This window comes from Halothiobacillus sp. (assembly GCF_028710545.1).
Taxonomy (GTDB): Bacteria; Pseudomonadota; Gammaproteobacteria; order Halothiobacillales; family Halothiobacillaceae; genus Halothiobacillus.
The window spans coordinates 20,701-45,686 of the sequence record NZ_JAQTTX010000001.1 but is presented as its reverse complement, the minus strand read 5'-3'; the positions used below and the strand labels follow the sequence as shown (position 1 = coordinate 45,686).

21 protein-coding genes are annotated in these 24,986 nt (G+C 58.0%); 11 read left to right on the top strand and 10 right to left on the bottom strand.

Annotated features, from left to right (window positions below):
• Positions 1-4 precede the first annotated feature (4 nt).
• The 5 genes from PHD44_RS00220 to hemF all read left to right on the top strand — a co-directional run bounded on the left by PHD44_RS00220 (position 5) and on the right by hemF (position 6,690).
• Complete coding sequence (locus tag PHD44_RS00220; protein WP_300186615.1) at positions 5-2,509, top strand: DNA topoisomerase I; 2,505 nt, start codon at positions 5-7, stop codon at positions 2,507-2,509.
• A gap of 64 nt (positions 2,510-2,573) precedes the next feature.
• Positions 2,574-3,131 (top strand): Sua5/YciO/YrdC/YwlC family protein, encoded by a 558-nt coding sequence (locus PHD44_RS00215; protein ID WP_300186614.1) that lies wholly within the window; start codon positions 2,574-2,576, stop codon positions 3,129-3,131.
• A gap of 282 nt (positions 3,132-3,413) precedes the next feature.
• Positions 3,414-4,595: a DUF917 family protein gene (locus PHD44_RS00210; RefSeq protein WP_300186613.1), complete on the top strand. Its 1,182-nt coding sequence runs from the start codon at positions 3,414-3,416 to the stop codon at positions 4,593-4,595.
• Positions 4,596-4,602: 7 nt separating this feature from the next.
• Positions 4,603-5,592 (top strand): sensor domain-containing diguanylate cyclase, encoded by a 990-nt coding sequence (locus PHD44_RS00205; RefSeq protein WP_300186612.1) that lies wholly within the window; start codon positions 4,603-4,605, stop codon positions 5,590-5,592.
• Positions 5,593-5,748: 156 nt separating this feature from the next.
• Positions 5,749-6,690 (top strand): oxygen-dependent coproporphyrinogen oxidase, encoded by a 942-nt coding sequence (gene hemF, locus PHD44_RS00200; protein WP_300186685.1) that lies wholly within the window; start codon positions 5,749-5,751, stop codon positions 6,688-6,690.
• Positions 6,691-6,713: 23 nt separating this feature from the next.
• Here hemF and PHD44_RS00195 read toward each other — a convergent pair whose 3' ends face one another.
• From PHD44_RS00195 to PHD44_RS00185, 3 genes are all read right to left on the bottom strand, one after another.
• Complete coding sequence (locus PHD44_RS00195; RefSeq protein ID WP_300186611.1) at positions 6,714-7,550, bottom strand: thermonuclease family protein; 837 nt, start codon at positions 7,548-7,550, stop codon at positions 6,714-6,716.
• Between the two features lie 19 nt (positions 7,551-7,569).
• Complete coding sequence (locus PHD44_RS00190; RefSeq protein WP_298218422.1) at positions 7,570-7,815, bottom strand: type B 50S ribosomal protein L31; 246 nt, start codon at positions 7,813-7,815, stop codon at positions 7,570-7,572.
• A gap of 193 nt (positions 7,816-8,008) precedes the next feature.
• Positions 8,009-8,767 (bottom strand): ComF family protein, encoded by a 759-nt coding sequence (locus PHD44_RS00185; protein ID WP_300186610.1) that lies wholly within the window; start codon positions 8,765-8,767, stop codon positions 8,009-8,011.
• Between the two features lie 45 nt (positions 8,768-8,812).
• On the opposite strand from PHD44_RS00185, the gene PHD44_RS00180 reads away from it, so the two are divergent.
• The gene (locus PHD44_RS00180) at positions 8,813-9,235 is read left to right on the top strand and encodes a hypothetical protein (protein ID WP_300186609.1); all 423 of its coding nucleotides are present in this window, start codon (positions 8,813-8,815) and stop codon (positions 9,233-9,235) included.
• Positions 9,236-9,290: 55 nt separating this feature from the next.
• The gene (gene bioB / locus PHD44_RS00175; RefSeq protein ID WP_300186608.1) at positions 9,291-10,331 is read left to right on the top strand and encodes a biotin synthase BioB; all 1,041 of its coding nucleotides are present in this window, start codon (positions 9,291-9,293) and stop codon (positions 10,329-10,331) included.
• An 86-nt stretch (positions 10,332-10,417) separates the two neighbouring features.
• Here the strand turns inward: bioB and trpE are convergent, their stop codons facing one another.
• The 6 genes from trpE to argS form a co-directional block, all read right to left on the bottom strand.
• Positions 10,418-11,926, bottom strand: a complete 1,509-nt coding sequence (trpE, locus tag PHD44_RS00170; RefSeq protein WP_300186607.1) for an anthranilate synthase component I — start codon at positions 11,924-11,926, stop codon at positions 10,418-10,420.
• Positions 11,927-12,029: 103 nt separating this feature from the next.
• A complete protein-coding gene (locus PHD44_RS00165; protein ID WP_300186606.1) occupies positions 12,030-12,707 on the bottom strand; it encodes a phosphoglycolate phosphatase in 678 nt (225 codons plus the stop codon).
• A 26-nt stretch (positions 12,708-12,733) separates the two neighbouring features.
• Complete coding sequence (locus PHD44_RS00160) at positions 12,734-13,417, bottom strand: phosphoglycolate phosphatase (protein ID WP_300186605.1); 684 nt, start codon at positions 13,415-13,417, stop codon at positions 12,734-12,736.
• Positions 13,417-14,112 carry a ribulose-phosphate 3-epimerase gene (gene rpe / locus PHD44_RS00155; protein ID WP_300186603.1) on the bottom strand — a complete coding sequence of 232 codons (696 nt, stop codon included), beginning with the start codon at positions 14,110-14,112 and terminating at the stop codon, positions 13,417-13,419. Before rpe ends, PHD44_RS00160 begins: the two co-directional genes overlap by 1 nt.
• 109 nt (positions 14,113-14,221) lie before the next feature.
• On the bottom strand, positions 14,222-14,806 hold the full coding sequence (locus tag PHD44_RS00150; RefSeq protein WP_300186602.1) for an SPOR domain-containing protein: 585 nt from the start codon (positions 14,804-14,806) through the stop codon (positions 14,222-14,224).
• 30 nt (positions 14,807-14,836) lie between these two features.
• A complete protein-coding gene (gene argS, locus PHD44_RS00145; RefSeq protein ID WP_300186682.1) occupies positions 14,837-16,558 on the bottom strand; it encodes an arginine--tRNA ligase in 1,722 nt (573 codons plus the stop codon).
• A gap of 119 nt (positions 16,559-16,677) precedes the next feature.
• On the opposite strand from argS, the gene PHD44_RS00140 reads away from it, so the two are divergent.
• On the top strand, positions 16,678-16,800 hold the full coding sequence (locus PHD44_RS00140) for a hypothetical protein (RefSeq protein ID WP_300186600.1): 123 nt from the start codon (positions 16,678-16,680) through the stop codon (positions 16,798-16,800).
• Positions 16,801-17,144: 344 nt separating this feature from the next.
• On the opposite strand, the gene PHD44_RS00135 is transcribed toward PHD44_RS00140, so the two are convergent.
• Entirely contained in the window at positions 17,145-22,382 is a 5,238-nt protein-coding gene (locus tag PHD44_RS00135; protein WP_300186598.1) for an ESPR-type extended signal peptide-containing protein, read from the bottom strand.
• A gap of 133 nt (positions 22,383-22,515) precedes the next feature.
• Here PHD44_RS00135 and PHD44_RS00130 point away from each other — a divergent pair, with 133 nt between their 5' ends.
• The 3 genes from PHD44_RS00130 (at position 22,516) to PHD44_RS00120 (ending at position 24,985) form a co-directional block, all read left to right on the top strand.
• On the top strand, positions 22,516-23,370 hold the full coding sequence (locus PHD44_RS00130; RefSeq protein WP_300186596.1) for a GyrI-like domain-containing protein: 855 nt from the start codon (positions 22,516-22,518) through the stop codon (positions 23,368-23,370).
• 249 nt (positions 23,371-23,619) lie between these two features.
• Positions 23,620-24,231 (top strand): GTP cyclohydrolase I FolE, encoded by a 612-nt coding sequence (folE, locus tag PHD44_RS00125; RefSeq protein WP_300186594.1) that lies wholly within the window; start codon positions 23,620-23,622, stop codon positions 24,229-24,231.
• Positions 24,232-24,241: 10 nt separating this feature from the next.
• Complete coding sequence (locus tag PHD44_RS00120) at positions 24,242-24,985, top strand: SDR family oxidoreductase (protein WP_300186592.1); 744 nt, start codon at positions 24,242-24,244, stop codon at positions 24,983-24,985.
• The last annotated feature ends 1 nt before the right edge of the window (position 24,986 follow it).

The following is a 24,986-nucleotide window of genomic DNA, read 5'->3' as shown; positions in this document are numbered from 1 at the left end:
CCCTATGAGCCAAACGCTTGTTATCGTTGAGTCGCCCGCCAAGGCGAAAACCATTAAGAAATACCTCGGCCCCGGCTACGAGGTACTCGCGTCCTATGGCCATGTGCGCGACCTGATCCCCAAAGACGGCGCTGTGGATACAGCGCACGACTTTGCGATGAGCTACGCGCTGATCGAAAAGAACATTCGCCACGTCGATGCCATTAAAAAGGCACTGAAATCAGCCGACACCCTCCTGCTCGCAACCGACCCCGATCGCGAAGGCGAGGCCATTTCCTGGCACTTGCGCGAACTCTTGGCGGAAGCAGGCTTGCTGAAGAACAAGACGGCGCAACGGGTGGTGTTCTACGAAATCACCAAAAAAGCGGTACAGGAAGCGGTCGCGCATCCTCGTGATCTTTCCATCGATCTGATCAATGCCCAGCAGGCACGCCGCGCGCTCGATTATCTCGTGGGCTTCAACCTCTCGCCGCTCTTGTGGAAAAAGATCAATCCGGGGCTATCCGCCGGACGTGTGCAAAGCCCCGCCCTGCGCCTGATCGTCGAACGCGAGGCCGAAATCGAGGCGTTCACCCCGCAGGAATACTGGACCATTCTCGCCGACTGCCAGGCCGATCGGGCTGCCGAAAAGAGTCGATTCAATGCGCGCCTGCTGACACTGGACGGGCAAAAGGTCGAACAATTCACCCTGACCAACGAAACGGACGCGCAATCCGCACGCAGCCGGATCCTCGAAGCCGCCGCCGGCACGCTCACCGTCCGCTCGGTGGAAAAACGCGAACGCAAGCGCAACCCGGCACCGCCATTTACCACCTCGACGCTCCAGCAGGAAGGGGTTCGCAAACTGGGGCTCTCCGCATCGCGCGTCATGCGCCTGGCTCAGGAGTTGTACGAAGGTGTCGACATCGGCGCGGGCGCCGTGGGCTTGATTACCTACATGCGAACCGATGCCGTGACGCTCTCCGAGGACGCGCTCACGGAGATTCGGGCACATATCGGCGAGAAGTACGGTGCAGCCTACCTTCCCGCCAACGCGAACCGCTACAAGACCAAATCCAAAAACGCGCAGGAAGCGCATGAGGCCATCCGTCCGACTTCAGCAGCGAATACCCCCGAATCGGTACGCGCGTTCCTGAACAAGGATCAGTTCCGCCTGTATGAAATGATTTTCAAGCGCGCAGTCGCTTCGCAAATGACACCGGCTGTCTACGATCAGGTTTCTGTCGATCTCGCGGTCAATGATCAGCATAGCTTCCGCGCCAATGGCTCCACCCTCAAATTCCCTGGCTTCATCGCGCTTTATCGCGAGGATGAAGACGATACGTCCGGAGACAATGACGAGGATCGCCGTCTGCCGCCGTTGGCCGTAGGCGACAAGATCGCCCTGAACGACATCGCGGCCGACCAGCACTTCACCGAGCCACCACCGCGCTTTACCGAGGCAAGTCTGGTCAAAACGCTGGAAGAGTACGGTATCGGTCGCCCTTCGACCTATGCCAGCATCATCTCCACACTTCAGGCGCGCGAATACGTGCTGCTCGACCAGAGACGCTTCAAACCCACCGATATGGGCCGCGTCGTCAATGGCTTTCTGACCGATTACTTCCGCGACATCGTCGATTACGAATTCACCGCCAAGCTGGAAGACGACCTGGATGCCGTATCCCGCGGCGAGCGCGATTGGGTGCCATTGATGCGCGAGTTCTGGACGCCCTTCCATGACCGCGTCGAGCACACCAATGAGAATGTCACCCGGCAGGAGGCCGCCCAGGGGCGTGAACTGGGAATCGATCCCAAATCGGGCAAACCCGTCTCCGTCCGGCTCGGGCGATTCGGCCCCTTCGCCCAGATCGGCACCAAGGACGACGAGGAAAAGCCCAAGTTCGCTTCGCTCAAGCGCAGCCAGAGCATTGCCACCATCACGCTGGATGAAGCGCTGGATCTGTTTCAACTGCCAAGACATCTGGGGGAAACCCCGGAAGGCGAACCAGTCGAGGTTGCCATCGGCCGCTTCGGCCCCTTCGTGAAATTCGGCAAGATGTACGCATCGCTGGGCAAGGATGACGATCCGTACACCATCGAATTGCCCCGCGCGCTCGAAATCATCGAGATCAAAAAACTCGCCGAGAAGAATCGCTACATCACCCAGTTTGATAACGGTGTGTCAGTGCAAAACGGTCGCTACGGCCCCTACATAACCGACGGCAAAAAGAACGCCAAAATCCCCAAGGACAAGGATCCAAAATCCCTGACACTGGACGAGTGCGTCGCCTTGCTTGCCGCCGCACCCGAAAAGAAATCGGCGCGCGGCAAAACCGCTGCGAAAACGACGACCAAGAAAACAGCCGCTCCAAAAGCGACAACCGCAAAAACAACAGCCAAGAAATCGACAACGACGCGCGTCAAAAAGGCCAGCGCGACCGATATGGATGCGCCTGCAAAGAAAACTCCGGCAAAAAAGGCGACCACTACCCGCAGCAAAAAACCTGCCGCACCCGAGTCGGAATAAGGGCGCAAGCGCCCAAAACCTGGCGCATTAGATGATTTGACCCAGCCCAATCACCGAATTCATCATGCACAACAGCCCCTTTCGCCTTCGCCTTACCGGCCAGATCGTCTCTCAAGGCGGCGTGATCGCCTATCCCACCGAAGCGGTATTCGGCCTGGGCTGCGACCCGCTGGATGAGATCGCCGTCGAGCGGATACTGACGCTCAAGCAGCGGGACTGGCGCAAGGGCCTGATTCTACTCGCCGCCAACCTCGAGCAGATCCACCCGTGGATATCGTTATCCTCAGAAGAACTGGCCAGGATCAGTGCCCATTGGCCCGGGCCATCCACCTGGGTGGTGCCGGCCAGTCAGAACACCCCGGACTGGATTACCGGCGGGCGGGATGAAGTGGCTGTCCGCGTCACCGCGCACCCCGTCGCTGCAGCCCTCGCCCAAGCAGCCAACACCGCCATCGTGTCCACCAGTGCAAATCCCGCACAGCGTCCACCTGCGCGCAGTGCTCTGGCCGTTCGGCGATATTTCGATGATCGGCTCGAAGGGATTTTGACCGGCCCGGTCGATACACAAGCCCAACCCACCCCGATCCGACACTGGCGCACTGGAGACTGGCTAAGACGTTAACGTCACACGAGAACATGCATGCCAACAAGAGTGCTTGAAGCCTGACTCCGAATACCCCCCTACATGGCTTCAACAACGGTAACCTCAACCGATAACCCCCTATCCAGTCAGGATAAATACAACTCTTCCCTGCACCGAACAGACCGCTAGCCAGCGCACATTACTATAGGGTACGCTCAGCCAATCGAACTACATGGTTATTGGAAGACCGTCACGGCGCAGCTGGAACTGTGTCCGCTCGGAATTTGTGACTGAAATCCTGCAGAGAACAAGGAGTATGAAGTGACCACCAGCAGTTACGGCATAGAGGACTTCCGTTGCATCGCTGCAGGCGCAGCCATTCTGGCCAGTGGTGGCGGGGGCAGTTACGAGGATGCGGTCAGCATATTGGATGAGATCGCGGCGAGCGGTTGGACTGGCGCCGTATCCGTCAAACCATACGATGGAGCGACAGACTGCTGCGTTCTGGCATTAATGGGCTCACCCGATGCGGCAGAAGCGCTGACACTGGCCGATATTGAAAACGCCATCATTAATACGGTTGCGCTCTATCAGGACTCGACCGGAAGCACACTTGGATGCGTCATACCGGTTGAAGTCGGTCCGATCAACGCCCTCATCCCCTTGATCGCTGCGGCCCTGTCCGGCAACGCCATCGACTGGGTAGTGGATGGCGATGGGGCTGGACGGGCAGTACCGGAGTTACCACAAACAACATACAGCGGCGCGATGGCGTCGAGTCCTTGCGCTTTGGCCAACGATGCCTCCGAATCCGCCGATGTTCAATCCGCCGTACTCTCGGCAACAACCGCAGCACAAACTGAAACACTGGCCGGGGGGATTGTTTCCGCCTTCGGAAGTTTTTCAGGCATCGCGTTATGGCCATCAAACGCGGGGAACAATTACGCTTTGGCGGGCAATTACATTAAGAACACACTGTCACAGGCTTGGGCTCTAGGTAAGTATCTGATCCAATCGCCCACGCCACCGTCAACGGCCGATGTTGTCACAGAGATCTGTTCACTGACCGGTCGCACGGCCAGTGCGGTTGCAACCAACTTCTTCATAACCGATGTTACGCAATCAACAACCAGTGCGTCTATGGATACCGGAGTCATTCGCCTGGACAATGCTCAGAACCAAGCTGACAGCACCGAAACCCATTACATCTACAACCTGAACGAAAATCTGATCATGTATTCGAGCATGAGCAATGAGCCGGACATCATCGCGCCGGATTCCATTTGCTACTACTCGGAAAGTACAGGATGCGGATTTTCCAATGCAGAAAGCGATCTGGCCGTTTACTTCGACACCACCACGGGCTCGAGCACCGGGAAGATGGTCAGCGTCATCAAGGTAGAGGCAGCGGAAGCGTTTTATTCGGCCCAAGGGGTTGTTTCATCCTTTGCCGCTTTACTGCGAAATATCGGCTATGCCGGTAAATTGCCCAACCCGAGCTGAAGCCCCTATGGAAGAAGCAGACATCAACAAGGAACGACTGGCTCTCGCACTTGAAGCAGCCGGACTCGATCTCTGGGAAAACGACCTGGTCAGCGGCGAGGTAGTCTGCAAGGTTCACAAGATATTCTCCGAACTCGGTTATGACGAACACGAAGGGGCCTACTGCATCGATGAGATCTTCAAGATCATCCACCCTGATGATGTTTCGATCCTCAAGCAGGCGGTCGAAGATCACCTGAGTGGCAAAACCGCCACCTATCGGTGTGAGTTCAGAATCCGTGCAAAGCATGGTGACTGGGTCTGGTATGCCAATTACGGCAAGGTCATGGATCGGGATGGCAAAAATCCGGGACGACGGTTCATCGGCGTAACGTTCAATATCGATGACCGCAAACGCAAGGAAGATGAACTGATTAACATCAACCGCCGCCTGTCTGAGCAGAATGTTCTGCTCGAAAAGATGAACTTCATGCTGCAGTCATTGGCAACCAGTGACCCTCTAACCGGGATCGCCAACCGACGCCAAATCATGGACACCGGTGAAGTCGAAGTCCAAAGGGCCATCCGACTGAGACATCAGCTCGCTCTGCTCATGGTGGATATCGACCTGTTCAAACAGATCAATGACACCTGGGGGCACCCCATGGGTGATCAGGTAATCTGCGCCGTCGCCGAAGCCTGCGTGCACAGCGTTCGTGGCAGCGTCGACACCGTGGGGCGTATCGGCGGGGAGGAGTTCGCTCTCATTCTGCCCGAGGCCGACATCGGTACCGCAAAAGAAATGGCAGAACGTTTGAGACAAACCATCGCCGCACAATCCATCATGCTTGAGGACGGCGCCCCACTGCACTTCACCGTCAGCATCGGTTTTGCTGCACTGTCACCCGAGCACTTTTCCTTCAAGGACTTACTGATCAACGCAGACAAAGCGCTTTACAGTGCAAAAGCTTCGGGGCGGAATTGCGTGCAGGGTGTTCCCGCCGGAGCGGTGGATTAACCCGACCATAGTAGTCCCCGCTCATGCGGGACCGAAGCAACCCCGCCAGCCATGCAAGTGCGTCCGCCCGACCTGCTATAATCCGCCGCCTCCCTCGACCCATGATTTCGGCCCATGTCACGCGCAGCGCGCGGACACATCACGAGACAAATCACCATGCCCGACATTCAACGCGTTCGCGACTATCTCATCGACCTGCAGGACCGGATCGTATCCGGGCTTGAAGCCTTCGAATCCACCACCCGTTTTCTAAACGACGACTGGCAGCGCCCCGAAACCGAAGCGCTCAATGGGATGGGGCGTGGCCGCGTGCTGGAGGGCGGTGAGGTATTCGAGCGGGCGGGTATCAATTTCTCGCATGTGACCGGCCAAAAGCTCCCGCCTTCGGCCACGGCGCACCGCCCCGACCTTGCCGGTGGCAGCTTCGAAGCCTTGGGCGTTTCTCTGGTTATTCACCCGCGCAACCCGTACGCACCGACCTCACACGCCAATGTGCGCTTTTTCCAGGCGCAGAAGCCTGGCGTAAAGCCGGTATGGTGGTTTGGCGGCGGTTTTGATCTCACGCCGTATTATGGTTTTGCCGAAGATGCCGTGCATTGGCATGAGCAGTCCCGCGCAGCGTGCACGCCATTCGGTGATGAGTTATACCCGCGCTTCAAGCAATGGTGCGATGAATATTTCTGGCTCAAGCACCGCAGTGAGCCCCGCGGCGTCGGCGGGTTATTCTTCGATGATTACGGCGCCGATGGACAGATTGATTTCGAGCAGGCCTTCGGCCTGATGCGTTCTGTTGGCGACCATTACCTGCCCGCCTACACGCCGATTGTGGCGAAGCGCAAAGACACGCCCTACGGCGAACGCGAACGCGACTTCCAGCTCTATCGACGCGGTCGGTATGTGGAGTTCAACCTCGTCTATGATCGGGGTACGCTGTTTGGCTTGCAATCGGGCGGCCGCGCTGAATCGATCCTGATGTCCATGCCGCCGGAAGTACGCTGGCGTTATGATTGGACGCCCGCCCCAGACAGCCCTGAGGCAGAACTCTATCGTGAATTCCTCCGTCCGCGCGATTGGCTGGCCGAACACGGCCAAAGCTGATTTTCAAGAGATTGCGCGTCGGCCTATCGCGCCAAGAGCTCGATGGAGCGAGGTGACTCGATCGGCATACGCCAATCTTCATAGCGACTTTTGGTGTGCACCAGCCAGCCGCGCGCGCGCAATTCGCGCCCCTTCCAGCGATAAAAATCAATGCCTCGGAACTGATCCCAGGCACGAGCCGAAATCTGCAATGCCACCCGGCCTTCCAGATTGATCCATATGTTTTTGCGACTGCGGTGCACCGAGACCACCTTGCCGCGAACGATGGCCGCGCCCTGAACATCATCCGGGATGCCTTTGGCCGTCGCGATACCCGGATCATATTCGCTGTTCGACCAGATACCGGCGTGGTGATGACGGGCTGTTTTTTCAATTGAAGTCAGGCAGTCGGCGAGTGCCAGGTTCGGCGGCATGTACACCGCCATCGCCAGCCCCCGCGCGACCAGATCAGCCTGAATGGATTTACCATCAGGAAGATAAAGATAGGCCAGCTTGCGGCCGTAACGATCTTCGGGCTCAGCGCCATATTGCACGCGCAATCGGTTGTGCGACGTTGCCAACAGTGCCATCAATGCCTGACGGCTGGCATCTCCGAATGGCTCTGAAGGTCGTGCGGCCCGATCAGCATAAGCAGGATGCGCCACCTCGGGGGCATCGATACCCGCCAGGCGTACCCGATCGCCATTGGTCAGCCGAACGGTGTCGCCATCATCGACATAAGCCACCGTGGCGGAAATCGCGTTTCTTGGCGGTGGGCATTGCTCCTCTGCCGATACGAATGACGAAAATACGCTGGCAAGAAAAAGAAAAAAGGCACCCAGCCAAATCGAGCGGGGTGCCTTTTTACACGCTTTGAGCATGGCGTCGAAACGCGCGGAATTACTTCTTACCGTAGCGGTTGCGGAATTTATCCACTTGCTTGGCGGTACTGGAATCCATGCGCTTGCCGGTGTAGAACGGGTGGCTGGCAGAGGAGACTTCAACCTTCACCAACGGATATTCTTCGCCGTCGGTCCATTTGATGGTCTCTTTGGCGCGAATGGTAGAACGCGTCAGCATGGCAAAATCGGAGGCCAGATCCTGAAACACGACAGGACGGTAATTAGGATGAATGTCTGGTTTCATGAGTGATACCTTGAGTTTTTACCCATAAAATTCGTGGGTTGTTCGATTCGATCGCTTTCGCCACAACGGCCCACAATGATCATGGACTTTGCAGCATTCAAAGCAATAGTAAATAAGGGCGGCGATGATACCTCAAAGACAGGCGGCACTCAAGCACACGAACACACTGAAAAACAACTGGAGCAGCCGGGGTTCAATGAGGAATATCACCCGGCGCGGGCGTACGCGCCAATACCCAGACGGAGACCATCCGCACCCCTGACCGCTTAAGGGCATGCGCCAGGGCATCGGCAGAACTACCGGTCGTCATCACATCATCAACAATCACGACATGCCGGGGCAAAGCCTGCCTGACCTCGAAGGCGTTTTTCAGGCTTTTGCGGCGATCAATGGCAGACAACCCGCTTTGAGATTCGCTGGACCCGGAACGCACTACCGCCTTTCCATGAACGGGCAAATCAAAACGCCGCCCGATCCGGTCGGCAATCAAGCGTGCCTGATTGAATCCACGAACCTGCCGCCGCTCGGGATGAATGGGCATCGGGATCAACACATCCGGCCAGTCTTTCAATTGGTTATTTGGCAGACCATCTTGACGCCGGCCATACGCCTGCTCGATAGACAAGAAAAGCGGCTGCATCAACGCATTAAGCACACCGGGGTCCTTGCGATATTTGAACTGATGAATCAGGTATCGGCTTGCTGCGTTAAAATCCTGCCCCGCAACAGCAAAATCGAAATGCGGTGGATGCCGCAGGCACGCGGCGCAACGTTGCCCGGCTTCACTCACCCGAATCGCGCATTGCGGACAACGGTGCGGCAGGGTTCTCTTATCAGCCGATAAATCGCTGGCACATCGGGCGCACAACCCGCTGTCCTCCACGCTTGGCGTTCCACACAGGTAGCAGGGTGAAGGCACCAGAAACCGTGTTAGTCCGGCCAGTCGATTCATGCTACATTCATACTCCATGTACCAATATTAAGGGAGCCTGTTCCCATGACTGAATATATCCACGCCATCGAAGACGAAGAAGAAGGAAAAATCGTTTCCGGCGCATCCTCGCGTAGAGCCGCCAAGTGGTTCAATTATGGCACGCTGGTTGCCGTTCTCGTTCCGCTGCCGCTTGGGATTTTCTGGACGGGCATGTCCATGCTGATTTACGCGCTGAACAAACATCACCCAAATCCCAAGGTAGGCCACTATACCCAGTGGGCCGCCTACCGGTTCTATGGTGTCGCCGGGACCGCCGTGGCGGTGGCGGTGTTCTTCCCGGTCAACGTTACCTATTATCTTGTGATCTGGGCCATTGCGGCCGTGATTCTGATCCCATGGACGATTTACGATCTTTACAAGATCAATCACGACACATGGGTCGATTGCGTGATTGAACCCCATCGTCCCTTTGAAGACGACCAATAAAGACGAATCACCAATCACCTGTCAAACCAATCCTTTCCTGCATGTGAGGCTGCCCTTGTCTAAAACGTCCAACCCCTGGGATCTGACCCAGGTTCTCGCCCTGTTCGACCTGCCGTTCAACGATCTTTTGTTCCGTGCGCACGAAACCCATCGTGCGCATTTCGACGCCAATGCCGTTCAGATCAGCACCCTGCTTTCCATCAAAACCGGCGCCTGCCCGGAGGATTGTTCGTACTGCGCGCAGAGTTCGAAATACGATACCGGGCTGGAACGCGAGCGGCTGCTGCCGCTATCGGAAGTGCGGGAATCCGCCCTACGTGCCCGCGAAGCCGGAGCCACCCGATTCTGCATGGGTGCCGCTTGGCGAAACCCGACCGACAAGCAGCTGGAAAATGTCATCAGCATGGTTGGTGTCGTCAAAGATCTGGGTATGGAAGCCTGCGTCACCCTAGGCATGCTCACCGCGCCCCAGGCTGGCCGCTTGAAAGAAGCCGGGCTCGATTACTACAACCATAATATCGATACCTCACCTGAGTTCTACGGCGAAGTCATCACCACCCGCAGCATGCAGGATCGGCTCGACACATTGGCGCATGTGCGTGACAGCGGCATCAACGTCTGCTCCGGCGGCATTCTGGGTATGGGCGAATCACGCGAGGACCGCGCCTCGTTTCTGGCCACGCTGGCCAACCTGCCGCGCGCACCGGAATCCGTGCCGCTCAACATGCTGGTGCGCATCCCCGGCACACCGATGGCGGACATCCCCGCCCTCGATCCGATCGAGTTCATCCGCACCGTCGCCGTCGCCCGCATCCTCATGCCCACATCGCACGTCCGCCTGTCCGCCGGCCGCGAGGGCATGAGCGACGAAGCGCAAGCCTGGTGCTTCTTCGCCGGTGCGAACAGCATTTTCTACGGCGACAAACTCCTGACCACCGACAACGCCGATCAGAACCGCGACCGCGCCCTGTTTGACAAACTTGGCATCCACCCGCTCATCCCTGCCGGATTTACCGAACGGGACGACGATGACGAAGACCACACCAGCCCGATGGGCGGCTGTGGCGGCGGATGTTCACACGCACACCACCACTAAGTAGGTAAATTCCAGTTTCAAGAAAAAGGCGCGAAATCCGCGCCTTTTTCATCCTCGTACTCGGATAAATCACCCAACAACACGTGTCATGAATGCTCCTCAGCACCATCCACCCCCGCCTGTGCGACGGCGGCGGCGCGGAATAGGGCTCGGCGTTTGTTGAGGGTTTCTTCCCATTCGTTGGCGGGGATGGAGTCGGCGACGATGCCGCCACCGGCCTGAATGTGGAGTTCACCGTCCTTGAGGACGCCGGTGCGGATGGCGATGGCGGTGTCCATGTTGCCATTCCATGCCCAGTAACCGACGGCACCGGCGTAGACGCCGCGCTTGACGGGTTCGAGCTCGTCGATGATTTCCAGTGCGCGGATCTTCGGCGCGCCGCTGACGGTGCCTGCCGGGAAGGTGGCGCGGAGTACATCGATGGCATTGAGACCGGCTTTAAGCTGGCCGGTCACTTGCGAGACGATGTGCATCACATGCGAATAGCGCTCGATGATCATGCGTTCTTCGAGTTTCACGGAACCGATTTCGGCCACGCGACCGGTGTCGCTGCGCCCGAGATCGATGAGCATGACGTGTTCGGCGATTTCCTTCGGGTCACTCAGCAGATCCTGTTCCAGCGCGAGATCTTCCGCATGGGTTTTGCCGCGCGGGCGCGTACCGGCGATGGGGCGCACGGTAATCTCGTTGTCTTCGAGACGGGCGAGAATCTCGGGGCTTGAGCCGATGACCTGATGATCGCCGCAATCGATGAAATACATGTACGGCGAGGGGTTCAGGCTGCGCAGGGCACGATAGAGGTCAATCGGTGGCGCATCGTAGCCGATGGTCATCCGTTGGCTGGGCACGACCTGCATCACATCACCCGCCGCGATGTATTCGCGAATTTTCAGCACGGCCGATTCGTAGCCTTCGCGCGTGAAGCTGGCCTTGAAATCGTTCTCGTCGATATAACGAGGATGGGCCAGTGGCGCATAGCGCACCCGCTCGGTTCGCAGACGTTCGGTCAGGGCATCTAGGTGCCTAGCGCCTTCTTCGAGGGCATTGACCTGGGCCGGATCGACCAGCGTCACCAGCAGGAGTTGGCTGGAGAGGTTGTCCACCACTACGACCTGCTCGGACACCATGAGCAGAATATCGGGCGTGCCCAACGGGTCGGGCTTGGGTGGTTTCGCAGCCAGCCGTGGCTCGATATAGCGAATGGTTTCGAACCCGAAATAACCCACCAAGCCACCGTGGAAGCGCGGCATCCCTTCCGGCTCGAACACACGATAGCGCGCCTTGAATGACTCGACCCAGGCGAGCGGATCGTCCGCCTCGGTGGTTTCGATCAGCTCATTGTCCCGGCGCACTTCGATCTTATGGCCATAAACACGCAGCACCGTCCGCGCCGCCAGCCCGATGATCGAATAACGTCCCCAACGCTCGCCGCCCATGACTGATTCAAACAGGTAACTGTTGGGCGCATCGGCCAGTTTGCGGTACACCGACAACGGTGTGTCGTAATCTCCGGAAATGGCGCGGGTGAACGGGACGCGGTTGAAACCTTCGGCAGCAAGGGCCTTCAGTTGAGTAGCGGTTGGGGTGAACGACATGACAATTTCCTTAACTTTTCGTGCTTTACGGCGCTATGGACAGAGCGGGAATGAACTGTTCAGTTCCGCCATCGCCGTTTTGTCCGTAAAAACACCCGTTGCGTCATGATGCCTTGCCGATCAGCTTGGGGAATTCCGCCATCGAATCGATCACCGCATCGGGGTGATAGTTGCGGATGTCTTCGCCGTGGTTGTAGCCGTAGCTCATGCAGATAATGGAGAAACCGGCCGCACGTGCCGCCTTCACATCGGAAATCGAGTCGCCGATCATCAACGCTTCACGCGGATGCACCTTGAACCAGCCTGCGGCGTAAATCAGCGGGGCGGGATCGGGCTTTTTCAGGGGCAGCGTATCGCCGGCAATGACCGTTTCGAATGAATCGAGCAAGCCCATATCCTTGAGTAATGGCAAGGTGAATGCAGCGGCCTTGTTGGTCACGCAACCGACGGACAGCCCCAGCGATTTGACGTAGGCAATGCCCTCTTTCACGCCAGGGAATACGCAGGAATGCTTGCCATTGGATTCGGCATACAAGCGTTTGAAAATCGGCATGGCCTTGTCGAACAGAGCCGCATCGGGCGTACCGTGCAAATCGTTGGTCAGTGCGCGTTCGACCAGGCGCTCGATACCGTTGCCGACCCAGTTACGCACATCGGCTTCGGCACGGTGCGGCAAGCCGAGTTCATCCTGCATCTGGTTGACGGCAACCAGCAGATCCGGCACGGAATCGATCAGCGTGCCATCCAGATCGAACAACACCATTTTGGGGGTAAATTTCATGGTAGAACTCGGAAATTGCAGAAAAATTAAGTAGTCGCGCCCACCAACAGTGATTTCAACTCGTCAAGCGAGTCGATCATGGCATCAGGGTTGTAGTCGCGGATATCGCGTCCGTGATTGTAGCCATAGCTCGTGCAGACGATATTAAATCCGGCCGCGCGCGCGGCATTCAGGTCAGAGATGGAATCGCCCACCATCAGCGCGCCCGTCGGTTCAACCCGAAACCAGCCCGCCACATAAAGCAACGGACCCGCATCGGGTTTTTGCACCGGTAAATCATCGCCACAATGCACATGATCAAAAAAACGCAACAGGCCAGTTTCGGCCAGAAGCGGCTCGGTGTAGGCGCGGGGCGTGTTGGTCATCAGACCCACGGGAATATCGAGTGTGCGCACGTATTTCAGCCCCTCGATGACGCCCGGGAAAATCCGGGTAAATTTGCCATTGGTTGCCTGATAAGCACGATCAAACGCGGCGATGGCCTCATCAAGCAGCGCTTCATCGACCTTGCCATCCATTTGGCCGGTCAAGGCGCGGCTCACTAACGGCTTGATGCCATTACCGATCCAATCACGAACCTGCTCGATCATGCGTGTCGGACGGCCGAGCTCGGCAAGCATTCGATTGACCGCTTCGTGCAGATCCGGCACCGAGTCCACCAAGGTGCCGTCCAGATCGAACAGCACCAAGTTGGGCGCAAATTGCGGCATTACTTTTTAACCTTGGCGAGTTCGGCGCGGAATTCCGAGAGGATCGTGTCATAGCGATTCGCGTCGTTTGCACTGGCCTTGCCGAACAGAGCAGAACCGGAAACGAAGGTATCCACACCCGCTTCGGCGATTTCACGGATATTGGCCGGGCTCACGCCGCCGTCGATTTCCAGACGGATGTCGGTGCGACCGGAGGCATCAATGATCTTGCGCGCCTGACGGGCTTTGTCGAGCACATAAGGAATGAATTTCTGCCCGCCGAAACCGGGGTTGACCGACATCAGCAGGATCATGTCCACTTTTTCGATGGCGTATTCGAGCACGTCCAGCGGTGTGGCCGGATTGAATACCAAGCCGGATTTGCAGCCGCAATCACGAATCAGTTGCAAACTACGGTCGATGTGCTCGGAGGCTTCGGGGTGGAAGGTGATGTAGGTGGCACCGGCCTTGGCGAAGTCGGGAATGATGCGATCGACCGGCTTGACCATCAAATGCACGTCAATCGGTGCGGTCACGCCATGTTTGCGCAGGGCCTCACACACCAGCGGGCCGATCGTCAGGTTGGGCACATAGTGGTTGTCCATGACGTCGAAATGCACCCAGTCGGCGCCGGAGGCGATAACCTTATCGACCTCGTCCCCCAGTGCGGCGAAGTTGGCAGACAAGATACTCGGTGCAATGATGAAATCAGACATGCGGTTTCCCCATAAATTAAAGTAAAAACTGTGATGCAATGTACCCGAATCGACTGGAAAAATTAAGCCAGACCGATCCTGACGGGTAAAAATCCCGAAAAATCAGGAATCAAGGCGCCACTTTCGGTGGCAACGTATCGATGTGGGCATCGGACAGACGCTTGCGCAATGTGGCGAGTTGCTCCTGTTTGATCGGGCCGATCTGAATTCGGTAATAGGTTTTGCCGTTCACGCTGGCCGGGCGGACTTCCGAAGCAAAGCCCTGCATGGCAATTTCCGCCTTGCGACGGTCGGCCTCGGCCTCGGTGGCAAAAGAACCGGCCTGTATCCAGTAGTTTCGTTCCGGCGCCTTGCCTGCCGGCGTTCCGGTCGTCTTGTTTTCAGATGTGGCTTTGTCCGGAGGAAGCTGCTTGTCCGGAGTCGTAATGGCCGGTCCGTTGTTCTGCTGAGGCAACAGGGTATAGAACTCGAAATCCGGCTTGACCGGCGGCTTCTCATCGGGCTTCTCGACCGAACGGGCATCCTGCTGCCCCGAGCCTGAACCCAAATGCGTGTCTTTTTTCCACAGATGTGAAGCGACGTAACCGAGCAGCACAATCACTACCAGCAGCAACGCAACAATCCATTTTCCCGCGGAACCGGCGGGCGGATTGCTGCGGCGACGATTGGTCGGCGTGCGTTTGCTTTGAGCCATGTGTGAAGTTACCTGATTTGAATTTCTGGCTTACATTTCTTCCGGTGCGCTCATGCCGAGCAGCGCCAGACCATTGCCCAACACCTGACGGGTCGCCGCAACCAGATTCAAACGCGCGTCACGCAACGGCGCATCATCGGCCACAAGAAATGCGTGCGCATTGTAGTAGGCATGGAAATCCTGCGCGAGTTCACGCAGATAATGCACCAGCAGATGCGGTTCGAGATTCACCGCGGCACGTTGCACGGTATCACTGAACTGCGAGAGCCGCTTGAACAGCGCCTGTTCGTGCGATTCGGTCAATCGTGCATAGGCGCTGCGGCCGTTCTCGGCATCGTGGGTAAATCCACGCAGCGGCAACTGACGGAACACACTGCATACCCGCGCGTGGGCGTATTGGATGTAGTACAGCGGGTTGTCGTTGGATTGGCTTTTTGCCAGATCAAGATCGAAATCCAGATGCTGCGCTGCGGCGCGCATGATGTAGAAGAAACGGGCCGCCTCGTTACCGACTTCCTGGCGCAGTTCGCGCAAGGTCACGAAGCTGCCGGAACGGGTCGACATCTGCACCCGCTCGCCACCGCGATACAAGATCGCAAACTGCACGAGGGAAACATCGAGCCGGGACGCATCAAACCCCAGCGCGGTCAGCGCCGCCTTCACACGGGGGACATAACCATGGTGATCCGCGCCCCAGATATCAATCACGCGCTCGAAACCGCGCTCGAATTTCTCCATGTGATAAGCGATATCGGAGGCGAAATAGGTGCTTTGACCGTTGTCGCGACGAACCACCCTGTCTTTATCGTCACCAAACTCGGTCGATTTGAACCACAGCGCGCCGTTTTGCTCGTAGATGAAGCCGCGTTCCTCCAGCTTGGCGATCGCACGGTCGATCAAGCCGCGATCTTCCAGCGTCTGCTCGGAATACCATTGCTCGTATTCCACACCGAATTCCCGCAGATCGTCGCGAATGTCGGCCAGAATCGAGTTCAGGCCCGCATCGAACACCGTGCGGTAACGCGTTTCGCCCAACAGGGTTTTTGCCCGCTCGATCAAGGTGTCGATGTACACATCCTTGTCGCCACCCTGCGGCTCATCCGGCGGCAGGTTGGTAAATACATCCTCTGTCGATACGAACAATGTGTCGCCATGCTCGGTCTTGAGCGCTCGGGCGATGTCGAAAATATATGCTTCGGATTTGTAGCCATTCGCGGGGAAGGTCAGCTTGGCACCACAGGCTTCCAGGTAACGCAGCCAGATGCTGACGGCCAGAATATGCATCTGCCGCCCGGCATCATTCACATAGTATTCCCGGTGCACGTCGAAACCGACGGCCGCGAGCAGGTCCGCGACCACGGCACCATAGGCCGCGCCCCGGCCATGCCCGACGTGCAGCGGGCCGGTCGGATTGGCGGAAACGAACTCGACCTGAACCTTTTTCCCCGCACCGAACTGCGAGTGACCGAACGTGCCCCCCGCCGAAAGGATGGTGTCGATCAAGGCAAACGCCGCCGCCGGATCGACGAAAAAGTTCAGAAAGCCCGGGCCGGCAATCTCGATCTGACGAATACCACTGCGATCCGTCAATGCTTCGAGCAGTCGCTCCGCTGCCACACGCGGCGGCACACCCATGGGCTTGGCAATTTGCAAAGCGATGTTGGTGGCAAAATCGCCATGGCTGGGATCTTTCGGCACCGTGAGTGCGGGCGTCACATTGATGGCCGCGTCCAGCACGCCTTGTTCTTGCATGTGGCGCACGGCGTTCAACAGACGAAGTTCGATTTGGGCTTTCAATTCAATGTCCAACGTAAAAGGATTTGGGTAAGGATGATTTAAGGAACCTCTGATTGAATCCCTCGTGAGCCGAGTTGCTGATCCAAAAGTCGCAAAACGAGGCAGAGGCCGCAGGTCGTAGTTTACGCTACGATGCCAAGGCCGATAACGAAGTGTTGCGGCTTTTGGGCGGCAACCCGCATGGGACGGGCTTTTGAGGGCGATTTTACGCGTAGCTGGCGTAAGCCCGCTGTGTTGCGCCGCTCACGAATGGAATAACCATTAACGCGGGCTTGCGCCTGCTTCGCATTGAGCTGGCGCAAGCCCGTTTCGCACCGCGCCTCGCGACTCATCCCTCAAAAGCCCGTCTCGGCCACGAAGGATTCAATCAGAGGTTCCTTAGTCCGCCCAGTTTATCCCGCTTGCCATCCATCAGGCAAAAGCCGCATCGAAGGCATTTATTCTTAATGCGCCCAAGTCATCCTGTTTACGTTGTTCAGATTCTGTTCCAAGATCGTTAAATAGCCGCCTCTCCCAACGATATGCGAAATCACAAGCGCGCTTACCAGCGATACGAAACCTTCAATTGCACACTGTTAAAGTGGCTGTCGTGGCTATGTTCCCCCTCGTAGGCCAATGTGGTATGCCACTGATGCCCCGGACTTTCGAAGGTTACCCCTGCACCGGTTGCCAGGGCCGTGTGGGAAGCGCCCCGGGCGGTCAAGGTTTGATCGAGCACACCGAGCGACAGATTCTGGGTGGACCGGGTGTCACCGGCATAGGCAGTAACGCCGGCAAGCACCCAGGGGCGAACCTGCATTCCGCCCGCATTGCCGAGATCCATACCTGCTTTTACCCCGGTGCTGAATCGACCAAGACTGCTGCCGCGTGATGCGTACGACAGGTTCAGCAAGCCCGCGCCGCTCTCTTCAAACGCCTGGGTATGACTGTAGAGGTAAGCCGCGCCAGCATAGGGCTCGATAAACCCTTTTTTGTTTATTTGGTGGTGGTATCGCGCGGTGACAGCAGCCGAACCATACCAGCCGTGGGTATCGCCCGAAGCCACCAATCCCGTCGGATCGAGGTGGCGGGTACTGTCCTGTGTGAGTCGTCCACCACCCACTGATGCATCGATTCGCCAAGGGCCTTGATTGAACTCACTCAAGGCATACAGCCCCAAACCACGCCCTTGGACTGATTGATAGCTGGTTTGAGTTTGCGTTCGGGTATGAGCGAAGGCAACACCGGCAGACCAGTCATCTGAAACCGCCTTCGAGGCACCCAGCACAACTCCGTTTTGATCGACAGAGGCGGCATTCGCTCCACCCTGGCCTTTGAGCGCCCGCAACCAGACATGACGACCGCTGATGCGACCATGAGTTGGTGCGTCAGCAAGGGTATCGCCGACGGACAACAGACTGTGCTGCGTGATCCAAGGCTGCGCTACCGCTGCATTTGCCGTGGTGTAAGCAAGGCCCGGAGCCGGGGTCGGAGTCGGAGCCGGAGTCGGAGTCGGAGTCGGAGTCGGTGTCGGAGTCGGAGTCGGAGTCGGAGTCGGAGTCGGAGTCGGAGTCGGAGTCGGAGTCGGAGTCGGAGTCGGTGTCGGAGTCGGTGTCGGTGTCGGAGTCGGTGTCGGAGTCGGTGTCGGAGTCGGTGTCGGAGCGGCCGTTGGCAGAAGTCTCAAGCTGGCTGTGTTGGCCGAATACTGCACGGTGGGGGTGATGTATGCGGCGAATGCCGGGTTGTAGGCCACCTGCGCAAATTGCCCGGATACACCGCCATCGGCCTTAACAAGGTCGTATTGCGTGCCGATGGTGTATTGACCGGAATCGACAACGACATCCAGTGCCCCGTCAAGCGTGGCCTGACCGAGCACATGCAGTTGATCGTAATCGACGCCCGCGACCGGATTGGCGCTAGGCAATACTTGAGCGGTCAGCACACCATTAGCTGCCTGGGTGTAATTACCATTAACCGTAAGGATACCAACCGAACCGCCCGGAAATACGGTGCCGTCGTTCTGCACATCGCCGCCGATCGTGCCGTGACCGCGCAGGGTGGCGCCCGATTGAACGGCCACATCGCCTGGGAGATAGGCATTGCCGTGCTGTTCATCACCGACCATCATCTGGCCGCCGGTGATGTTGGTCGCCCCCGTAAACCCGCTGGCCTGTGCCGCCGTGGTGTTGTAAGTCCACGAACCGCCATCCATGCTCAGCGTGCCGCTGCCACTCACGGCACCATCAAATACGCCTTGTGCATTCGCCAGATGCAGCGTGTTACTGCCCAGCTTTAGCGCACCGCTGCCACTGATTCCCGCCACGGTCGGGTTGATCGTGGCCGCACTTAAATCAACCACGCCGTCATTTTTTACCTGAGAATTGGCGAGACTGCCTTGATTGTTCAGCAGCAGCGATGCCCCCGTGGCGACCACGGTGTTACCAGAATAGGTATTGGCCCCGTCAAACACCAAGGTGCCGGTGGTCAGGTTAATACCACCACTGCCGCTAATCACCCCGGTGTATTCGCTGTTATCACCCGTGAGCGATAGGCCACCGCTGCCCAGAATCATCGCCCCCAGACCACCGATGGTACCGGTGGTCTGCGTGGCGGAACTGGCGCTGAAATCCAGTGTGCCGTCGTTATACAGGCTACCTTGCGCTGGCAAACTCAATGAACCATTGCTACCGAACCTGAGCGTGGCATTTTGCTGGATGAGCGCGGCGATCGGCAATGAAATGGCACTATCGAAGGTTTGCGTGCCGCCTTGCATCACCAGAAAACCCAACATCCCCGGCGTGCCGGAACCAAAATTCAACTGTCCGGAAAACACGCTATCCTGGGCATTGTTGATTTGCAATGAGTTCGGTTGCGCGAGGTTGACCACGCCATCCCCAGAAAGCCCGCCGACAACCACATAATTATTGTTCGATGCATTAACCAGATTGGTGGCCGTGCCATCCAGCGTGCCATTGACGACGACCGTACTGTCTGCCAGTGATCCCTGGCCGCTAAATGCCAGCGTTGCCGACGGATCGATTACGGTATCGCCGTGGTAGGTACCCGGCAACGATAGGTTCAGACTACCATTTTGCAGATGCAGGCCACCGGCCCCGCCCAGAATCTGCCCATCGAAGGTCATGTTATTGGCATTGGGATTGCTGAGCGTCAGGGTATGATCGCCCAGTTGGATGTTGCCTGTTCCTTGCACTTGCTGAATCGTGGTACCTGCCGTGGTGCCGGAAATATCCAGCAAACTCAAGGTGTTGAGGATGACATTGGCAGAGTCGGCAATCGAACCGGCGCCAGACAGCGTGAGCGTGGAAGCGCCTCTTAACGTCGTGGTGCCGTTATAGGTATTCACCCCCGATAGTGTCTGTGCTGCGCTGGACGCAATCACGAGGTTACCCGTGGTATTGGTCGCATTGGTGATCGTGCCGGAGAACACGCCGCCCTGATCGTCGATCTGCAAGGCGCGCGATCCGGTGATGTTGACCACCCCATCGCCATTGAGCGTGCGTACCTCTGCGGTCGACGGGCCAGGACCTGCCACCGTCAGCGTGCCATTGACCGTGACATCGGATTTGGGCATGGTCGCCGCCAGATTCAGCAGCAGGTTGGCACCGGGGTCGATCAGCGTTTTACCGCTGAAAAATTGAAAGCCCACATCGCGAGTGAAGATCTGCGTGCCGCCGGTTAAATGCAGCGTACTGCCCGCGCCGCCGGTGATTTGCCCATAATAGGTCGAATCGCCACCATCGGTCAGCGTCAGGCTTTTGTCACTCAGCGCCACCATGCCGCTGCCCTGTAAAAAACGGGTCGTGAAGCCTTGGTTTGTATTTCCCAAAGAGAGCATGCCATTCACGCTCACGCCGTTGGTGATGGTGCCGTCGCCATAAATATTGACCTGAGCGCCGCCCTGAATGACAAACGGCAAACCGGTCGTCACCGTGCCGCCCAAGCCCCATTGACCGCCCGACACCGTAAACAAGGCCGCGCCCGTACCGTCGATCGTGCCATTGAATACCTGTCCGCCTGCGCCGGTGATGTTGATGCGGCCACTGCCCAGATGCACGACACTACCCGCATCTCCTGCCAAGTCGTCCAGATACTGGGTATCGCTGTTCTGCGCCAGGTTCGAGGCCGAAAAATCCAGCACCGAGCCGCCACTCATACTCACATAGGTGTTATTTCCCAGCACGCCATTGCCGGTGAGCGAGAGCGTCGCTCCATTGCTCAAAACCGTGGCACCCGAGTAGGTATTCTGGCCCGCAAAGGTCACGCTGCCGCCATTGATGCTGACATCACCCGCGCCATTGAGCGTGCCGTAATACGTGCCGCCTGGATTATTGAGAAAATTGACATAGCTGCCATTACCCATATTGATGTTGCCGACCAGGCTTTGGGTGGTGCCGATCAAACCCGTCGCGCCGCCGGACAAGGTCCAGTTCTGGCTGGCATCGCCGGTGCCGGTGAGCGTCCACGCACCGCTATTGGCCGCATAGGTACCAAAACCCACCAACTGATCGGCACCGATCGTGCCGCCACCCCCGCCGGTCAGCAACAAGGTATCGCCACCATTGGTCGCGCCGCTGCTGCTGACGATCTTGCCGTGAACCTGTGCCGTGGTATCCAGTTGTACCGTATTGCCGCCGCCGCTCAAATCAATGGCATCGGCCGGATCGCTGCTCGCTCCCGAACCCGAACCGGAAACACCACCGGAAACGGAGCCTTTGACATCAATCAGGCTGCTGCCGGTGGCGATAATGCCCACGCCACCCTGCCCGGCGAACGCCCCCGTGCCGCCGGTACCGCCCGAGACACTGGCATTCTGGTCGATGGTCAAGGTATTGCCGGTACCGAGCACGATGCCCGCGCCGCCATTGCCGGCCGCATCGCCGCCACCGCCCGTTCCGCCGTTGACTGCGCCGCCAGCAGACAGCACCGTGGTATTGGCATCGCCAATCACCAGGCCCGCCCCGCCACCGCCACCGCCGCCATAACTGTTGTCGTTCGGGTTGAAATAAGCGTTACCGCCCGCCCCGCCAGTATAGGTGCCACCCAAAGTCAGATTACCGGAGCCGATATAAAACGCGGCACCACCGCCACCGCCGCCACCATAAAATCCGTGGCCAACGAACAGCGTGCCGCCGCCGCCCGAACCGCCATTGCCGCCGCTACCGCCGGTGACGCTTTCGGTTCGGGTGGCAGAGCCTCCGGCTGTCCAGGTGCCGCCGACACCACCCCCGCCGCCGCCACCACCGCCGGAGTAGCTCGAACCGGCCAGGCCGCCACCGCCACCGCCGCCCACGCCTTGGGTTTCGAGGCTGCCACCGCCGCCACCGCCACCGCCATAAAAGCCGCGCCCACCATCACCCCCGCCGGTATTGCCCGCCCCGCCCGCAGTGGGTGTCGTCATCCCGGCACCACCGCCACTGCCATTGGCGCCCGCACCAGCCGAGCCATTGGTCTGACCGCAGGTAGCACAACCGCCATAACCACCGTCATTGTTCGGGCTGTTGCTGCCCGTGCCTTGAGCACCCAACAGACTGGCATTCTGCGGTGAGCCGCCATCGCCGCCCGCCGTGCCCGTGGCCGCCAGCGCATTCACACTGAGCAGCAACGCTCCCAAAAACAGCATGCCCTGGAAGACGCTTGGGGTGACGCGCGTCGAGACGTGGGATGAGGCAGGATTATCCACACGAGATCGGCCAGATTTCCCTGCCCCACGGGCCAATTCAGAAACCACCCGGATCTTGCCGGTGGTACGATGACGAACAAGACGATAAATATGGTTCATGTGCAGTTCCTCTGCGCAAGCATGTACTGAAATTCGGGATCTCAAGATGCCTCCGGGTCAATTCAGAGGCTTTCATGCCGAAAATGTACTTAAATAGCGGAACCAACTTTTAGCCGAAATTGCGATATCCCGGATGCCCCCCCGTTTTCAGCAACACTATCTTGATCAACTCCAGGTCTGTCGGCTGCTTGAAGCACGTCAGTCTGACCCGGTTGCGCTCAAAACCTTTTGCGCCGAACACGGTGTAAGTGTCTACACGCTGAATCGGCTGTTTCTGAAATGGTTGGGGCAAAGCCCCCGCAGCTGGCAGCGACGCCTGCGTCTGAACGAGGCGGCCATTTTGCTTGGTCGCACCGATCAATCCGTTTTATCGATAGCCCAAACGGTTGGTTACGAAAGTCAGCAGAGTTTTTGCCGGGCTTTCCAGCGTGAATGGGGGGTCAACCCAACCTGCTTCAGGCGTCAATTCAGGATGCAGTACGGCGATTTGGCAACCCAACCCTCGCGCGTGCCGGTGACGCACGGGGTGCTGCCGCCCCTTAAGATCATCAGTCAGCGTTTTGTGGGAAATTACGATCAGGTACCGCATTATTGGCGCGTTTTTGGCACACGAATGGCACGGACAGGGCTCGACTCAAAACAGGGCGTATTTGTCGGGGTCACCTGGGATGACCCCGATGTAACCCCCAAGGGTGAAATTCGCTATGACTGCGGTTTCCTGCCTCAAAATCCCGCTTTGCTGGATCAGATTCCGACCTCGTCCGACCTGACGCATCAGACCATTGCCGGTGGTGCCTATGCGGCACTGGTCGGACGGGGGCACTACCATGAGCTGGTTCCGGATCGCTACCAACGGCTGGTCTGTCAATGGCTGCCCAGCAGCGGCTGGCAACTGGACCTGCGCCCCGCCCTCGAATGGTTTACCGAAGCCCCCTGGCAAATGCCGGAACATGAATGGCATTTCGAAATTCGCCTGCCGATTACCTGAAACGACACGTTTGTTTGCAGACGACATGCGCGTGCGTCTGCTAAATTCGAGTGGAGCATTTTTTCACTTGGTAAATGCTGATTTATTCCATCCTTGGAATAAATCAGCTCGCTCATCGCGGTACACGCCCCGATAGCGCTCACGAATCAAAGACTTACGTCTTTGATTCGTGTTGGGGCATCCTGCCCCAAGCGGGAAGCACTGAATAAATCAGCGCTTCCCTTGTCTCACTTTGGAATAACTTTACTCATGAGCCCCCTACACGAAGACGACTTTCCCGAACCCCTCGACCAAAACCCGACGCGTATCGCCACCATCGAAGCCGCCGTGCACCAGATCCTTGACGCGCTGGGCGAAGACCCGGATCGCGAGGGCCTGCAAGACACGCCAAAACGCGTCGCCAAGGCACTGCTTTATCTCACGCACGGACTGAACAAACCGCTTCAAAGTGCTATCGGCAATGCGTTGTTCGCCTCAAACAACGACGAGATGGTCGTGGTGCGCAACATCGAGTTCTACAGCTTGTGCGAGCACCACATGCTGCCGATTATCGGCCACGTTGACATTGGCTATATTCCGCAGGGCAAAGTCATCGGCCTGTCGAAACTGGCGCGCATTGTCGATCTGTATGCCCGTCGATTACAGATTCAGGAAAACATGACCCAGCAGATCGCCGATGCCGTTCAGCAATCTACCGAGGCCCGAGGTGTCGCCGTTCAGGTGCGTGCCGCGCACATGTGCATGGCCATGCGCGGAGTGGAGAAGGTAAATGCCGAAACCATCACCTCGATGATGCTGGGTACGTTCCGCAGCGACGCGCGGGCGCGCAACGAGTTTTTGCAATTGATCGGCAGGGGTTAGAACACAACGCATGAACGCTCGCCGAACGCTTCTTATTACTGGCGTCAGTCGCCGCATTGGGGCGCATCTGGTCGCCCACTATCTGGCGCGCGGCGATCGGGTCATCGGCACGTATCGGCAAGAAACAGCCGAGCTGGCCAACCTGCGCGAACAGGGCCTGCACGCTGTTCAGATCGACTTGACCGATACGGCCGCCCTGCCCGGATTGATTGACGACATCGCCGCTTACACCGACCGGCTCGATGCGATTGTCCATAATGCTTCGATCTGGCCCAGTGATACCGACTGCGCAAGCCAGCCGGGATTGATCACGCAGCTCTATCAACTGCATGTCACCACACCCGTTCAGCTGACCCTGGCGCTCCAGCATCGCCTACCCGCACCCTCCTTGGATGGACGCGCCACAAGAACGGTGGTGTTTCTCACCGACACCAAGGTGTCTGCAGGCAGCGATGCCCATCTGCACTACCTCGCCTCCAAAGCCGCAGCAGAGAGCGCCATGCGTTCACTGGCGATCAGACTCGCCCCACACACCCGGGTCAACGCCATTGCGCCGGGTTTAATCCTGTTTCATGAACAGGATTCCACCGAAAAACGCGCTAACCGGCTCGCCAAGAACCTCTTGCCGTTCGAGCCGGGGGCCGGCGTCATTGCCACAAGCCTAGACTACCTGCTCGATTGCCCCGCCGTCACTGGCATCACCCTACCGGTCGACTGCGGGCTGCATTTGCTCAATCCCTCGGCACGGGATTAAT

Coding starts and splice junctions, on each gene's coding strand:
- PHD44_RS00185 (WP_300186610.1), bottom strand. CDS start 8,767: ATGAATCGACTGGCCGGACTAACACGGTTTCTGGTGCCTTCACCCTGC.
- PHD44_RS00135 (WP_300186598.1), bottom strand. CDS start 22,382: ATGAACCATATTTATCGTCTTGTTCGTCATCGTACCACCGGCAAGATC.
- PHD44_RS00165 (WP_300186606.1), bottom strand. CDS start 12,707: ATGAAATTTACCCCCAAAATGGTGTTGTTCGATCTGGATGGCACGCTG.
- PHD44_RS00180 (WP_300186609.1), top strand. CDS start 8,813: ATGACTGAATATATCCACGCCATCGAAGACGAAGAAGAAGGAAAAATC.
- PHD44_RS00195 (WP_300186611.1), bottom strand. CDS start 7,550: ATGCTCAAAGCGTGTAAAAAGGCACCCCGCTCGATTTGGCTGGGTGCC.
- PHD44_RS00220 (WP_300186615.1), top strand. CDS start 5: ATGAGCCAAACGCTTGTTATCGTTGAGTCGCCCGCCAAGGCGAAAACC.
- rpe (WP_300186603.1), bottom strand. CDS start 14,112: ATGTCTGATTTCATCATTGCACCGAGTATCTTGTCTGCCAACTTCGCC.
- folE (WP_300186594.1), top strand. CDS start 23,620: ATGAGCCCCCTACACGAAGACGACTTTCCCGAACCCCTCGACCAAAAC.
- argS (WP_300186682.1), bottom strand. CDS start 16,558: ATGCAAGAACAAGGCGTGCTGGACGCGGCCATCAATGTGACGCCCGCA.
- PHD44_RS00215 (WP_300186614.1), top strand. CDS start 2,574: ATGCACAACAGCCCCTTTCGCCTTCGCCTTACCGGCCAGATCGTCTCT.
- hemF (WP_300186685.1), top strand. CDS start 5,749: ATGCCCGACATTCAACGCGTTCGCGACTATCTCATCGACCTGCAGGAC.
- PHD44_RS00130 (WP_300186596.1), top strand. CDS start 22,516: ATGCCCCCCCGTTTTCAGCAACACTATCTTGATCAACTCCAGGTCTGT.
- trpE (WP_300186607.1), bottom strand. CDS start 11,926: ATGTCGTTCACCCCAACCGCTACTCAACTGAAGGCCCTTGCTGCCGAA.
- PHD44_RS00205 (WP_300186612.1), top strand. CDS start 4,603: ATGGAAGAAGCAGACATCAACAAGGAACGACTGGCTCTCGCACTTGAA.
- PHD44_RS00120 (WP_300186592.1), top strand. CDS start 24,242: ATGAACGCTCGCCGAACGCTTCTTATTACTGGCGTCAGTCGCCGCATT.
- PHD44_RS00160 (WP_300186605.1), bottom strand. CDS start 13,417: ATGCCGCAATTTGCGCCCAACTTGGTGCTGTTCGATCTGGACGGCACC.
- PHD44_RS00190 (WP_298218422.1), bottom strand. CDS start 7,815: ATGAAACCAGACATTCATCCTAATTACCGTCCTGTCGTGTTTCAGGAT.
- PHD44_RS00150 (WP_300186602.1), bottom strand. CDS start 14,806: ATGGCTCAAAGCAAACGCACGCCGACCAATCGTCGCCGCAGCAATCCG.